At 62.0% G+C, this 14,182-nt stretch carries 9 protein-coding genes and 1 pseudogene; 5 read left to right on the top strand and 5 right to left on the bottom strand.

All coding sequences use genetic code 11. From position 1 onward, the window contains the following. Positions 1 to 6: 6 nt before the first annotated feature. The 5 genes and pseudogenes from QIW53_RS02135 (at position 7) to QIW53_RS02115 (ending at position 7,426) form a co-directional block, all read left to right on the top strand. Positions 7 to 780 carry a 3-hydroxybutyrate dehydrogenase gene (locus tag QIW53_RS02135; RefSeq protein WP_371048045.1) on the top strand — a complete coding sequence of 258 codons (774 nt, stop codon included), beginning with the start codon at positions 7 to 9 and terminating at the stop codon, positions 778 to 780. A gap of 88 nt (positions 781 to 868) precedes the next feature. After that, a pseudogene (locus QIW53_RS02130) lies at positions 869 to 2,823 on the top strand (acetoacetate--CoA ligase). A 90-nt stretch (positions 2,824 to 2,913) separates the two neighbouring features. After that, positions 2,914 to 3,969 carry a tetratricopeptide repeat protein gene (locus QIW53_RS02125; RefSeq protein ID WP_371048044.1) on the top strand — a complete coding sequence of 352 codons (1,056 nt, stop codon included), beginning with the start codon at positions 2,914 to 2,916 and terminating at the stop codon, positions 3,967 to 3,969. Positions 3,970 to 4,256: 287 nt separating this feature from the next. Further along, entirely contained in the window at positions 4,257 to 5,759 is a 1,503-nt protein-coding gene (locus QIW53_RS02120) for an ATPase domain-containing protein (protein WP_371048043.1), read from the top strand. Beyond that, positions 5,756 to 7,426, top strand: coding sequence for a response regulator (locus QIW53_RS02115; protein ID WP_371048042.1), 1,671 nt, complete (start codon positions 5,756 to 5,758; stop codon positions 7,424 to 7,426). Before QIW53_RS02120 ends, QIW53_RS02115 begins: the two co-directional genes overlap by 4 nt. An 88-nt stretch (positions 7,427 to 7,514) precedes the next feature. Here the strand turns inward: QIW53_RS02115 and QIW53_RS02110 are convergent, their stop codons facing one another. The 5 genes from QIW53_RS02110 to QIW53_RS02090 form a co-directional block, all read right to left on the bottom strand. Next, entirely contained in the window at positions 7,515 to 7,892 is a 378-nt protein-coding gene (locus tag QIW53_RS02110; RefSeq protein WP_371048041.1) for a response regulator, read from the bottom strand. Between the two features lie 77 nt (positions 7,893 to 7,969). Next, positions 7,970 to 9,151 carry a hybrid sensor histidine kinase/response regulator gene (locus QIW53_RS02105; RefSeq protein WP_371048040.1) on the bottom strand — a complete coding sequence of 394 codons (1,182 nt, stop codon included), beginning with the start codon at positions 9,149 to 9,151 and terminating at the stop codon, positions 7,970 to 7,972. Next, positions 9,145 to 9,738, bottom strand: coding sequence for a chemotaxis protein CheB (locus tag QIW53_RS02100; RefSeq protein ID WP_371048039.1), 594 nt, complete (start codon positions 9,736 to 9,738; stop codon positions 9,145 to 9,147). The genes QIW53_RS02105 and QIW53_RS02100 overlap by 7 nt, the downstream gene beginning before the upstream one ends. Further along, a complete protein-coding gene (locus QIW53_RS02095) occupies positions 9,735 to 10,568 on the bottom strand; it encodes a CheR family methyltransferase (RefSeq protein WP_371048038.1) in 834 nt (277 codons plus the stop codon). Before QIW53_RS02095 ends, QIW53_RS02100 begins: the two co-directional genes overlap by 4 nt. Further along, positions 10,568 to 14,065 carry a response regulator gene (locus QIW53_RS02090; protein WP_371048037.1) on the bottom strand — a complete coding sequence of 1,166 codons (3,498 nt, stop codon included), beginning with the start codon at positions 14,063 to 14,065 and terminating at the stop codon, positions 10,568 to 10,570. The genes QIW53_RS02095 and QIW53_RS02090 overlap by 1 nt, the downstream gene beginning before the upstream one ends. Positions 14,066 to 14,182 lie beyond the last annotated feature (117 nt).

Genomic DNA, 14,182 nt, shown 5'->3' with positions numbered 1-14,182 from the left:
GTATTCATGACCACTCTTTCCGGCAAGACCGCCCTGGTTACCGGCTCCACCAGCGGCATCGGCCTGGGCATCGCCCTGAGCCTGGCCAAGGCTGGCGCCAACCTGATTCTCAACGGTTTCGGCGATGCCTCCAAAGTGATAGCCGAGGTCGAGCAATTCGGCGGCAAGGTCGGCCATCATGCCGCCGATGTCAGTGACCCGGCGCAGATCGCCGACATGATCGCCTACGCCGAGCGCGAGTTCGGCGGTGTCGATATCCTGGTCAACAACGCCGGCATCCAGCACGTGGCGTCGGTGGAAGACTTCCCCGTCGAGCGCTGGGACTCGATCATCGCCATCAACCTGTCGTCGGTGTTTCACAGCACCCGCCTGAGCTTGCCGGGCATGCGCAAGAAAAACTGGGGCCGAGTCATCAACATCGCCTCGGTGCACGGCCAGGTCGGGTCGGTGGGCAAGGCCGCATACGTTGCCGCCAAGCACGGGGTCATCGGCTTGACCAAGGTGGTCGGTCTGGAAACCGCCACAACCAACGTCACCTGCAACGCGATCTGCCCCGGCTGGGTGCTGACGCCCCTGGTGCAAAAGCAGATCGACGACCGCATCGCCACCGGCGTTGAGCCGCAACAGGCGCAGCATGATCTGCTGGCAGAAAAACAGCCATCCCTGGAGTTCGTCACCCCGTCGCAACTGGGCGACCTGGTGCTGTTCCTGTGCAGCGAGGGCGGCAGCCAGGTGCGCGGCGCGGCGTGGAATATCGATGGGGGATGGTTGGCGCAATAAGCAGCTGACTGTTATCCCTCTGTGGGAGCGGGCAAGCCCGATCCCACAGGGCACCCAGCACCTGCAAACAAATAACAAGAGGCAACCCATGTCCGACATTCTCTGGCAACCCGACGCCACACGCATCTCCGGATCCCGCATGGAAGCCTTCCGGCGCTTGATCAATGAACGTCACCACCTCGACGTCACCGATTACGCCAGCCTGCACCAATGGTCCATCGACCAGCGCGAAGACTTCTGGCAGGCCGTCGCGGACTTCTTCGACATCCGCTTCCACACCCAGCCGGATGCCGTGCTGATCGAAGGCCAGCAGATGCCCAGCGCCCAGTGGTTTCCCGGTGCTACCCTGAATTTCGCCGAACACCTGCTGCGCCGTCGCGACGATGCGGTGGCCATCGTTGCCATCGCTGAAAACGGTCAGCGCGAACAGCTCACCTGGGCCGAGCTGGCGGAACATGTGGCCGGCTTGCAGAACAGCCTCAAAGCCGCCGGCGTCGGCCTCGGCGACCGCGTGGCCGCGTGCATGCCCAACACCTGGCAGACCCTCGTCGCCATGCTCGCCACCACCAGCCTCGGGGCGATCTGGTCCTGCTCTTCGCCGGACTTCGGCACCCAGGGCGTGATCGACCGTTTCGGCCAGATCGAACCCAAAGTGTTGATCACCTGCGCCGGCTACCGCTACGCCGGCAAGGACAACGACCAGCGCGCCAAGGTCAACGAAATCCTCGAACGCCTGCCGACCCTGCAACAGCTGATTGTCGTGCCGTACGCTTGCCCCCAGGCGCGCATCGACGACTTCCACACCCCCGCCGACGTTGCGCTCTGGGACGATTTCTACGCACCAGGCGGCGAGCCGGATTTCGTCGCCGTGCCCTTCGCCCATCCGCTGTACATCCTCTATTCCAGCGGCACCACCGGTGTACCCAAGTGCATCGTCCACAGCACCGGCGGCGTGCTGCTGCAACACGTCAAGGAACACGGCCTGCATTGCGACCTCGGCCCCGGCGACCGCCTGTTCTACTACACCACCTGTGGCTGGATGATGTGGAACTGGCTGGTGTCAGCCCTGGCCGTGGGCAGCGCAGTGGTGCTCTACGACGGCTCACCGTTCCACCCCGGCCCCGAGCGTTTGCTGGACCTGATCGACGACGAGCGCATCAACGTGTTCGGTACCAGCCCCAAATTCCTTGCAACCCTGGAAAGCGCCGGCGTCAAACCCCGGCACAGCCATGATCTGGGCAGCCTGAAAACCCTGCTGTGCACCGGCTCCGCGCTGTCGCCACAAAGCTACGACTACGTCTACCGCGACCTCAAGACCGACCTGTGCCTGGCGTCGATGTCCGGCGGCACCGACATCATCTCGTGCTTCGTCAACGGCAACCCGTGGCTGCCGGTACGGCGTGGCGAGATCCAGGGCAAGAGCCTGGGCATGGCGGTCGAGGTCTGGAACGATGCCGGTCGTGCGGTGATTGGCGAAAAAGGCGAGCTGGTCTGCGCCCGGCATTTCCCGGCCATGCCCGTTGGCCTGTGGGACGATCCGAACGGCGAAAAGCTGCGGGCTTCCTACTTCAGCCTGTTTCCGGGCGTCTGGGCCCAGGGCGATTACGCCGAGCAACTGGCCCATGGCGCGATGATGATTCATGGTCGTTCGGACGCTGTGCTCAACCCCGGCGGTGTGCGCATCGGCACGGCGGAGATTTACCGGCAGGTGGAGAAAGTCCCGCAGGTGCTCGACAGCGTCGCCATCGGCCAGCAGTGGCAGGACGACGTGCGGGTGGTGCTGTTCGTGCGCTTGCAGGACGGCGTTGAACTCGACGAAGCCCTGCAACAGCAGATCCGCCAGGTGATCCGGGCCAACACCACGCCCCGGCACGTGCCGGCGAAGATTGTCGCGGTCAGCGACATCCCTCGCACCATCAGCGGCAAGGTGGTCGAGCTGGCGGTGCGCAATGTGGTGCATGGGCAGCCGGTGAAAAATACCGACGCCTGGCCAACCCCGAGGCACTGGCGCAATTTCGCGACCGCAGGGAACTGCTTGAATGAAGCCCTTTCAGCACCGCCAGGTTTGACTCACGGCCCGGCCTGACCGAAGCTGGCAGCCTTGTAACAGCCTGCCAGCTCCCGGAACCTTGCATGCCCCAGTCCCGCCGCCTCCTGATCATCGCGCTCTGCGCCCTGCTTGCCCTCGGCCTGGCCTGGTGGTTCCTGCGCAGCACCGCGCCTGTGGTGCCGGAAGCGATCAGGCGCGGCTACAGCGAAGCGCTGACCCAGGCGCGCGCTGGTCAGCCGGGGGCGGCGCGGGTGCTTTATCAGCAACTGGGCCGTCCCGACCTCTCGCCCAAGCGCCGGGTGTGGCTGCACGCCGAACTGCCGAACTACCCCAGCTCCGTGGCCTTGAAACTGGCGGACGCCGACCTGCAACACCCGGCACCGGAAGTGCGGATCGCCGCCATCAAAAGCATCAGCGCCCTGGTGCCCAACGGCCAGCGCAGCCTGCTGCTGGGCCCCATGCTCGATGACAGCGAACAGAGTGTCCGGCTGGCGGCGGTGAACGCCTTGCTCGGGTTGTCGCCGGATGAGCTGGGTTTGTATTTCGGGCCGCTGGAACAAGCCATCGATGCCTGGGAACAAGTGCTCCTGCAAGCCCCCGAGAGCGCCGACAACCAATACCAGCTCGCCCGGTTGCACCTGCACAACGGTGAATACCAGGCGGCGCAACAGGCGCTGGACAAGACCTTGCAATTGGCGCCGGACAACCTGCCGGCGCTGGTGATGCAGATCGAAGTGCTCGACAAGCAAGGCCAGAGCGAAGCGGCGCGCCTGTTGCTGGCCAAACAGCTGAAAGCCCAGCCCGATTCCGCGTACCTGCAACATGCCCTGGGCCTGTGGCTGTTGCACCATGGCCAGAGCGAGTACGCCCTGCTCGGCCTGTCCAAGGCGGTGGAACTGGACCCGGACAACAAGGATTACCGCTACGACCTGGCAACGACCCTGCATGGCGAGCAGGAACTGGAAGCCGCGCAGAAACAACTGCAAGAGATCGTCCAGCGCCACCCGGCCGATCGCAAGGCGCGGGTGTTGTTGATCAATTACTGGAAGGAAAGCGGCCAACTGCAGAACGTGCAGATCCTGCAGGCGCAACTGGAACAGCTCAACCCCGACGACCCGGCCCTGCAGCAAGGCCTGTAACTTGTCGGAGCGAGCACGCTCCGGGCGGCGTTCCGACGATGGTCGTCAACGATGACGCGGGCGGCCTGAATGCCCGCGGTGGCCCGGCGTTTTTCGCGAGCATGCTCGCTCCTACAGGTAAAGTGGCGCCCGCGAAAGCCATCACCCTCGCAGCGGCTGCGATTGACCCGCAAATCTCCCGCTAAACCTTGGAACCCCTGTCACGGCCAATGGTCAAGACAATCAGACAGTCTTTCAGGCGCATCACGCCTGCTGCCTCGCTTCCCCTAGTCATCAGAGGGCGTTTTTTGAATACATCTAACGAGTTGACCAGTGCAAAAGCCGCTACAGGCATCGAAGGCCTGGATGACATCCTGGCCGGTGGCCTGTCACGCGGTCATGTGTTTTTGCTGGAGGGTGAACCCGGTACCGGCAAAACCACCGTCGCTTTGCATTTTCTCCTGGCCGGCGCCCGAGCCGGCGAGCGCTCGTTGTACATCACCCTGTCCGAAACCGAGCGCGAATTGCGCCAGGGAGCGTTGTCCCATGGCTGGGATCTGGATGACAACATCCATATCTTCGAACTGACGCCGCCGGAAAGCCTGCTCAATGCCGAGCACCAACAAAGCCTGTTGTACTCCTCGGACCTGGAGCTCGGTGAAGCCACCCGGCAGATCTTCGAAGTGGTCGAGCGGGTCAAGCCGACCCGCGTGGTACTCGACAGCCTGTCCGAAATCCGTTTGCTGGCCCAAAGCTCGTTGCGCTACCGCCGGCAGATTCTCGCGATCAAGCACTACTTCGTGCGCTATGACGCCACGGTGGTGCTGCTGGATGACCTGACCACCGAGTCCCTCGACAAAACCGTGCACAGCGTTGCCCACGGGGTGATTCGCCTGGAAGAACTGACCCCCGACTACGGCGCGGAACGGCGCCGGCTGCGGGTGGTGAAATATCGCGGGCAAAAGTACCGCGGCGGTTTTCACGACTTCACCATCATGGGTGACGGCGTGCACGTGTTCCCGCGCCTGGTCGCCGCCGAACATCGCGGCAAATACCTGCGCACGCAACTCACCAGCGGCATCAAGGAAATGGACGCGTTGCTGGGCGGCGGTATAGAAACGGGTTCCAGCACGCTGATCCTTGGCCCGGCCGGTACCGGCAAATCGCTGATCTCGATGGTTTTCGCCGCCGCCGCCGTGGCCCGTGGAGAAAAGGCTGCGCTGTTCATTTTCGACGAAGAGCTTGGCTTGCTGTTCGAGCGCATGAACAACATCGGCATTGATCTTCAAGCCCTGCAGGCCACTGGCAACCTGCTGATCGAGCAGGTGGACGCAGCGGAGCTGTCCCCCGGCGAATTCTCCCACCGGGTGCGCCGTGCCGTGGACGAACGGGGCATCAAGACGGTCGTCATCGACAGCATCAACGGCTACCAGGCGGCCATGCCCGAAGAGAACGCCCTGGTGCTGCACATGCACGAATTGCTGCTGTACCTCAATCGCCAGGGTGCCGCGACGTTCATGACCGTCGCCCAGCACGGACTGGTCGGTGACATGCAAGCGCCGGTGGACATCACCTACCTGGCCGACACCGTGATCCTGCTGCGTTACTTCGAAGCACTGGGCAAGGTGCGCCGGGCCATCTCGATCATCAAGAAACGCACGGGCAGCCATGAGTCGACCATCCGCGAATACCGCATCAGCTCCCATGGCATGACCATTGGCGAGCCATTGGAGGCCTTCCAGGGTGTATTGCGCGGCGTGCCCACCTACGTTGGTGAGGGCCAGCCCCTGCTCCAGAGTGAATCGTCTTGACTATCCTTGGCGCGACCTCCGAGCGCGCGATCATTCTCGCGCCGCTGGGACGCGACAGCCAGATTGCCCTGATGATGCTCAAAGAGGCCGGGTACGACGGGGTCATCGCCCGCGATCTGGCGGGCCTTTGCGCTGAACTGGAAAATGGCGCCGGCCTGCTGTTGATCGCGTCCGAAGCGTTGCTGGGCAGCGACATCGAACCGCTGTTCGGCCTGATCGAACAGCAACCGGCATGGTCCGACCTGCCCATTGTGTTGATGACCCACCACGGTGGTCCCGAACAGAACCCTGCATCGCGCATGGGCCCGCAATTGGGCAACGTCACGTTCCTCGAACGTCCCTTTCATCCTGTCACCCTGATCAGCCTGGTGACCACCGCCTTGCGCGGACGTCGACGACAGTACGAGGCCAGGGACCGGCTGATCGATCTGAGCCAGAGCGAGCTGCGCCTGCAAACCACCCTCGAAACCCTGGAACAGCAGGTCGAGGAGCGCACCACCGAACTTCGCCACAACGAAGAAGCGCTGCGCCAGTCGCAGAAAATGGAAGCGGTCGGCCAACTCACCGGCGGCATTGCCCACGACTTCAACAACATGCTGACCGGGATCATCGGCAGCCTGGAGCTGCTGCGCCGACGCCTGGCACGCGGGCGCACCGAGGATCTGGATGGCCTGATCGACCTGGGCGTGACCTCGGCCAACCGCGCGGCGGGCCTGACCCACCGATTGCTGGCCTTCTCCCGACGCCAGTCGCTGGACTCCAAACCCCTGGAAATGAACGCACTGGTGCAGTCCATGGGCGAACTGCTGCAACGCAGTATCGATGAAAGCATTCAGTTGGAGATGCAGCTCAACCCGACGCTCTGGGTCGCCGAAGCTGACCGCAATCAACTGGAAAGCGCCCTGCTCAACCTCGTTATCAATGCCCGGGACGCCATGCCGGACGGCGGCAAGCTGGTGGTCAAGACCGATAACCGGCACCTGGACCGTCACTTCACCGATGCCCACACCAACCTCGAACCTGGCGACTACGTGCTGCTCAGCGTCACTGACACCGGATGCGGGATGCCCCAAAACACGATCAGCCGTGCTTTCGACCCGTTTTTCACCACCAAGCCCATCGGCCAGGGCACAGGCCTGGGCCTGTCGATGATCTACGGTTTCAGCAAGCAATCGCGCGGGCATGTCGCCATTGACAGCGTCGTGGACGAAGGCACCACGGTCAGCCTGTTCCTGCCGCGATCGCGTGACGCCCTGCATCAGGACAGTCCACCTGATGCGCACAACGCCTTGTTCGCCCAGGATGGCGAAACCGTGTTGATTGTCGAGGATGATCCGGCGGTACGGGTGCTGGTGGGCACCGTATTGAGTGATCTGGGTTACGCCTTCGTCGAAGCCGCCGACGCCGATGGTGCGCTGCCGATCCTGGACTCCGAGCAACGCATCGACCTGATGATCAGCGACGTCGGCCTGCCCGGCATGAATGGCCGACAACTGGCGGAAATCGGCCGGCAATACCGGCCCGACCTCAAGGTGCTGTTCATCACCGGTTACGCCGAACACGCCGCCGTACGCGGCGGTTTCCTCGACCCCGGCATGCAGATGATCACCAAGCCGTTTACCTTCGATCTGCTGACGGCGAAGGTGCGGGAGATGATTCGGGTTTGAGTGAAGGGCGCACGGACCAGGCGGCGCCCTCGGGTTCAACGCGTCATGCCAGGATGAATGGAGAAGCGGCTGACGATCCTCAGCCGGCTTACTCCAGCATGTCCTGCATCAATTCCTGCAACACATCCAGATCAAACGGCTTGGCCAGAATCGGCGCCCTGCGGGTGATCGGGCTGTCGGTCTCGCGGATTTCCTGCGGATAACCGCTGATGAAGATCACCTTGAGCTCCGGTCGCAGCTTCACGGCAGGCTCGGCGATCTGTACGCCGGAGATCCCGCCCGGCAGGCGGAAATCGGTGATCATCATGTCCAGGTGCGGCTTGCTCGCCAGGATCTCGAAGGCCTGCTCGCCGTTTTCGGCCTGCAGCACGCGGTAGCCCTCGCCCGATAGATAGGCCGCCAGCACCATCAGGATCGAGGGGTCATCTTCGACGATCAGTACGACGTCTTGTGCATCTTCACTCATGGGAAGCCTTTGTTCGGTCAATAGCTGCTGATACGACCGTGGGGTCGATCAGAGGTTGCGTTCATTCGGCTGTTTTCCTACAGCGGCAGACAAACGCGAAACAGGGCGCCTTCGCCAATCCGGCTGTCGACGGTTATGGTGCCGCCATGGGCGGTCACAATCTGTTCTGAAATAAACAACCCCAGGCCCAGCCCGGCGACGGCGTGCTTGGCCGTCACCCGCTCGAACTGCTGGAAGATACGCTTCTGGTTCTCTTCGTCGATACCGATGCCGGCATCGCGCACTTCCACCCGCGCCTGGTTCTGCTCACTGTACACCTTCACATGGATCGGGCTTTTGGCACCGTAACGCAAGGCGTTGGTCAGCAGGTTGGAAATCACCTGTTCAATGCGGAATTCGTCCCAGTTACCCAGCACAGGCTGCTCGGCGTCCAGAGAAACCGTGCATTCGGCGGCATCGATCTGTGGCGCGAAATTCTGTAACAAGTTGCGAACCAGCACCGCAAGATCAAAGCGTGTCGGTCGAATCGACAGTTTGCCGGTGCGAATCCGCGACACATCGAGCATGTCTTCGATCAAGCGGATCAGGCTCTTGATCTGCCGTTCGTCGCGATCGACCATCGCCTGCATCTTGTCCAGGGTGAACGCCCCGGCGTTATCCCGAGCCAGGTGCATCTTGCGCAACTGGGTTTCGAGGATCAGGCCATTGAGCGGTGTACGCACCTCGTGGGCGACAATCGACATGAAGTCGTCACGCATGCGCACCGCCTGCTGCAACTCCAGTTGCGTGCTTTGCAGTTGATTGAGCAGCGCCTCCTGTTCCCGACGACTCCGCTCCAGCGCTTCGACCTGCAGGTTCATCGCCTTGCGCTGACGGTACAGTTCGACGAAGACACTCACTTTGCTCTTGACCGCATGGATATCCAGCGGCTTGTGCAGGAAATCCACGGCGCCACTTTCGTAGCCCTTGAACGCGTAGTTCAGTTCACGGCCGGCGGCACTGACGAATACGATCGGGATGTGCTTGGTTTTCTCGGTGCCGCGCATCAATTCGGCCAGCTCGAAACCGTTCATGCCAGGCATCTGCACGTCGAGAATGGCCATGGCGAAATCGTGTTGCAGCAATAACGACAGCGCCTCGTCGGCGGACAAGGCCTTGTAGACCTGACGGTCTTCGCGCTTGATCAGCGCCTCGAGGGCCAACAGGTTTTCCGGCAGATCGTCGACGATCAGCAGTTTGGCTTGGATGTCACTTAACATGCGATTCGTTCCAGCTCTGCGAGCAGACGGCCAATGCCGTGGATAGGGAGAACATGGTCAGGCTGATGGGTTTCCAGCGCCGCCAGGGGCATGGTTGCGACCTGGGCTTCGCCAGGGTCCTGCACGATGGTCAGGCCACCGCGCTGTTTGACCTGCGCCAGCCCCCGGGCACCATCGCGGTTGGCACCGGTGAGGAGCACCGCTGCCAGAGACGGGCCATAGGCATCGGCCGCTGACTCGAACAGAAAGTCGATGGCCGGCCGTGAATAATGCACCCGGTCTTCCTGGCTCAGGGAAAAACTGCGGTCCTGCTCCACCGACAGGTGATAACCCGGCGTGGCGAAATACAGCGTGCCGGCTTCGACCGGCGTCTTGTCGCCGGCCTCCTCGACGCGCATCGACACCCGCCGGGAAAACACCTCGGCCAACTGGCTGCGTCGTTCATCGGGCAAGTGCAGCACCACGATGATCGGCAACACAAAACCCTCGCGCAACGGGCCGAGAATGCCCAGCAAGGCTTCCACGCCGCCAGCCGAGGCGCCGATCACGATCGCCTGCACCCGTGGCAAATCCGCTGCACTGCTCATGATTTACGGTAGATCCGTTCTTGTTTGACCAACGGTTCGAACTGGTTGCCGAAGCTGGAAAAATCCGGGGTTTCCTTGCTGCCCAACACCAGGAACCCACGGTGGCACAGGGACTCATGGAACAGTCCGAAGGCCCGATCCTGTAGCTTTTTATTGAAATAAATCAACACGTTACGGCAAGAAATTAATTGAGTCTCAGAGAATACGCTGTCAGTCGCCAGGCTGTGGTCGGCGAAGGTCACGTTTTCACACAGGCTCTTGTCGAAAATTGCGTAGCCGTAGGCGGCAGTATAGTAGTCGGCGAATGAGCGCTGACCACCGGCCTGCTGGTAGTTGGCCGTGTAGGCGCGGACATTCTCCATGGAGAAAATCCCCTGCTTGGCCTTGTCCAGCGAGCGCGGGTTGATGTCGGTGGCGTAGATGATGGTGCGATCGAGCAGGCCTTCCTCGCGCAGCAGAATCGCCATCGAATAGACCTCTTCGCCGGTGCTGCAACCGGCGATCCAGATCTTGATCGAAGGGTAGGTCCTGAGCAGCGGCACCACTTCCTGGCGAATGGCCAGGAAGTGCGAAGGGTCGCGGAACATTTCGCTGACCGGAATCGTCAGCAATTGCAGCAGTTGCATGAAGGCCGTCGGGTCGTGCAGCACTTTCTCTTGCAGCGCCGAAATGGTGGCGCACTCGAACTGACTCAACGCATGCAGGACGCGGCGTTTGATCGACGCGCCCGAGTAGTCGCGAAAGTCGTAGCTGTATTTGAGGTAGATCGCCTCGATCAACAGCCGCAGCTCGATTTCGCCGCTGGGCTCCACTGAGTAAATCCGCTCCACTAGATGCGTTCCATTTTCGGTAACCACACGCGAATCAGCGAGAACAGGCGATCCAGGTCAATCGGCTTGGCCAGGTAATCGTTGGCGCCCGCCAGCAGGCAGCGCTCCTGATCGTCCTTCATGGCCTTGGCCGTCACCGCGATGATCGGCAGCTTGCGCCAGCGCGGGTCCTGGCGGATCAGGCGAGTCGCCTCGTAACCGTCCATCTCCGGCATCATCACGTCCATCAACACCAGATCGATGTCCTCTACTTCATTGAGTTTCTCGATTGCCTCGCGACCGTTGCGGCCAATGACCACGACGGCGCCCTTGTGCTCCAGCGCGCTGGTCAGGGCGAAGATATTGCGCACATCGTCGTCCACCAGCAGCACCTTGCGACCCTCGAAGACCTTGTCGCGGCTGCGCGCGGTCTTGAGCATCGTCTGCCGTTCATGGGACAACTTGGATTCGACTTTGTGCAGAAAGAGTGTGACCTCGTCGAGCAAACGTTCCGGCGAACGTGCGCCCTTGATGATGATCGAGCGCGAATACTTGCGCAGCTCGGCTTCTTCGTCGCGGGTCAGGTTGCGACCGGTGTAGACGATGACGGGCGGGAACGAGCAGATTTCCTCGGTGGACATGCGCTTGAGCAAGTCATTGCCCAGCATGTCCGGCAGCTTCAGGTCGATGACCATGCAGTCGTAGACGGTCGTGCGCAACAACTCCAGGGCATCCTGGGCCAGGCCGACCGCGGTGATTTCGATGTCGTCGTCGCCGATCAGGCGGGCGATGCTGTCGCGCTGCAAGTCGTCGTCTTCCACCAGCAGCACGCGCTTGACCTTCTGCGTCAGCTTCGCTTCGAGGCGGCCAAACACGTCCTTGAGCTCTTCGCGGGTGGTCGGTTTGACGGCATAACCGATGGCGCCCATGTGCATCGCCGCCTCGACCCGGTCCTCGACGGAAATCACGTGCACAGGAATGTGCCGGGTTTGCGGGTTCTCCTTCAGACGATGCAGGACGGTCAGGCCGGAGTGATCCGGCAGGCGCATGTCGAGCAGGATGGCGTCGGGCACATACTCGCTGGCCAGGTCATAACCTTCATCGGCGCCATGGGCCACCAGGCAGTGATAACCCAGCTCGTGCGCCAGGTCGAAGAGGATGTGCGCAAAGTTCGGCTCATCCTCCACCACCAGGATACAGCGGCTGTCGAACGGCGCCTTGTCGCGATCGTCTTCGAAACGCGGGATATCGACTTCCGCGATCAGTGGCGCCACGGCGACCACAGGGGCCCGTTGCACACTGACGGCCGGCACCGCCACCGGCAGCAACGGCTCGCGCGGCGTATCCCCCGATTCGACGTACTGCTGCGGCAACACCAGGGTAAACACACTGCCCTGCCCCGGCTCGCTGGTGACACTGATGGTGCCACCGAGCAAGGCCGCCAGGTCACGGGAAATCGACAGGCCCAGGCCTGTGCCGCCATAGCGGCGGTTGGTGGTGCCATCGGCCTGACGGAACGCTTCGAAAATACTCTCCTGCTGATCGGCGGCAATGCCGATCCCGGAGTCCCGGACGACAAACGCAATCGCGTCGTTCGGCTGGTTGGCCACGGTCAGGCTGACCGAACCGTGCTCGGTGAATTTCACCGCGTTCGACAGCAGGTTCTTGATCACCTGCTCCAGACGCTGGCGGTCGGTGAAGATCAGCGTCGGCGAACCGGGCTGCACATCGATCTGGAAGTCCAACTGCTTGTCCGCTGCCAACGGCTGGAACATGCCGTGCAGCCCCTCCAGCAGGCGCGTCACGCTGGTGTTCTCCGGACGCACTTCCAGCTTGCCGGCCTCGACCTTGGAAATATCGAGAATGTCGTTGATCAGGTTGAGCAAATCGTTGCCGGCCGAATAGATCGACTCGGCGAACTTGACCTGTTCGGCGCTGAGGTTGTCCTGAGGGTTTTCCGCCAGCAACTTGGCCAGGATCAACGAACTGTTCAGCGGCGTGCGCAGCTCGTGGGACATGTTGGCGAGGAATTCGGACTTGTACTTGCTCGAGCGCTGCAACTCTTCGGCGCGTTCTTCCAGTTGCGCCTGTGCCTGGTTGAGTTCGGTGTTCTTCAGGTCCATGGCGTCGCGCTGGTCGGCCAGGGTCTGTGCCTGTTCGGCGAGCTGTTCGTTGGTCTGTTCCAGCTCGACCTGTTGGGTTTCCAGGTGCGCCTGGGACTCCTTGAGAATCCGCGACTGTTCTTCCAGCTCTTCGTTGGCGGTCTTGAGTTCTTCCTGCTGCACCTGCAACTCTTCATTGAGCTGCTGGGTCTCGGCCAGGACTTCCTGCAAGCGCTGGCGATAACGCGCCGCTTCGATGGAGGTGCCGATGTTGCCGGCGATCAGGTCGAGCAATTCGGTGTCACGCTCGGCCAATGGGCGCAGGAAGCCCAGTTCGATGACACCATTGACCCGTTTGTCGTCGCTGGTCGGCACCACCAGTACGCTGCGCGGCAGGCCTTGGCCGAGGCCGGAGCTGACTTTGAAATAGTCGCCCGGCACCGAATCCAGGCGGATCAGCCGGGCCTGTTGAGCCACCTGACCGACAATCCCCTCGTCGCTGTAGAGCTGCTGATCGCGCTCTTCCTGTTCGCGGGATAACCCGTAGGACGCCACACGCTTGAGCCCGCCGTGCTCCTCGCGGACATAGAGGGCACCGACAGCGCTGCCCAGGTATTGCGCACAAAACTGCAGGATGTTGCGGCCCAGTTCCGTGAGGGACAGTTGCCCCAGCACCTGCTCGGCCAGCTCGGTCTGGCCATTGCGCAACCACGCCTGTTGTTCCAGGCGCTGGGCGCTGGCGTGTTGCGCGGCGAGGTTGGCGGCGTAGTTCTGCGACAGGCCGATCAGATCCCGGCGGCCGATGTAGGCCAGCAAGGCGCTGATTGCGCTGATGAACAGTAAATAGAGGACGATGCTCCAGATCGTGGTGCTGCGCACATCCGCATTGCGCGCGGCGCGCAATTGTTGCTCGGTAGCGACCACTTCTTCGAACTGCTTGCGCACTTCATCGGTCAGCCGCTTGCCACGGCCCGCCTGCACCGCGCTGCGGTAATCGCCCGATGAACGCTGCAAATCGATCATCTGCTGGGCGTAATCCCTCCATTCCTTCTGCAAGGCCTGGATCTGGTGCAGGCGATCGGTCTGCACCGGGTTGTCCGCCGTCAGCTCCAGCAAGGTATCAACCACCACCACGAGCTTGGGCCTGGCCGTTTCGTAGGGTTCGAGAAATTTCTCGTCGCCACTGAGCAGGTAGCCGCGCATGCCGGTTTCCTGGTCGACCGTCAGCTTCAGCGCCTCATTGGCGTTGTTGATGACCCGGTCGGTGTGTTCGACCCATTGGATCACCGACAGCAAATAGCTGATCAGCGCGACGAAGAATACGGCGCTGAGCGCGCCAACCCCCAAGGGCAGGCTGACGTTGCGGCTCAGCAGTTTACGGAAGCGTTGTTCATCAACCGAAGACGCTGTGGTCATGGGAAGGCCTGTCGTCTGTTCGAAACCGGTGAGTTTGCCCGAAATGAGCGATGTGGATCCATTTTTCTGACGTATTTGAGCGCAAAATCCTACATTTCGACTGTTACAGCGACGGGG

It is taken from the genome of Pseudomonas fluorescens, from assembly GCF_041354075.1.
Lineage (GTDB): Bacteria > Pseudomonadota > Gammaproteobacteria > Pseudomonadales > Pseudomonadaceae > Aquipseudomonas > Aquipseudomonas fluorescens_CE.
The sequence above is the reverse complement of the archived record's forward strand: the minus strand, read 5'-3'. Positions and strand labels throughout refer to the sequence as shown.

Coding starts and splice junctions, on each gene's coding strand:
- QIW53_RS02125 (WP_371048044.1), top strand. CDS start 2,914: ATGCCCCAGTCCCGCCGCCTCCTGATCATCGCGCTCTGCGCCCTGCTT.
- QIW53_RS02090 (WP_371048037.1), bottom strand. CDS start 14,065: ATGACCACAGCGTCTTCGGTTGATGAACAACGCTTCCGTAAACTGCTG.
- QIW53_RS02100 (WP_371048039.1), bottom strand. CDS start 9,738: ATGAGCAGTGCAGCGGATTTGCCACGGGTGCAGGCGATCGTGATCGGC.
- QIW53_RS02110 (WP_371048041.1), bottom strand. CDS start 7,892: ATGAGTGAAGATGCACAAGACGTCGTACTGATCGTCGAAGATGACCCC.
- QIW53_RS02135 (WP_371048045.1), top strand. CDS start 7: ATGACCACTCTTTCCGGCAAGACCGCCCTGGTTACCGGCTCCACCAGC.
- QIW53_RS02105 (WP_371048040.1), bottom strand. CDS start 9,151: ATGTTAAGTGACATCCAAGCCAAACTGCTGATCGTCGACGATCTGCCG.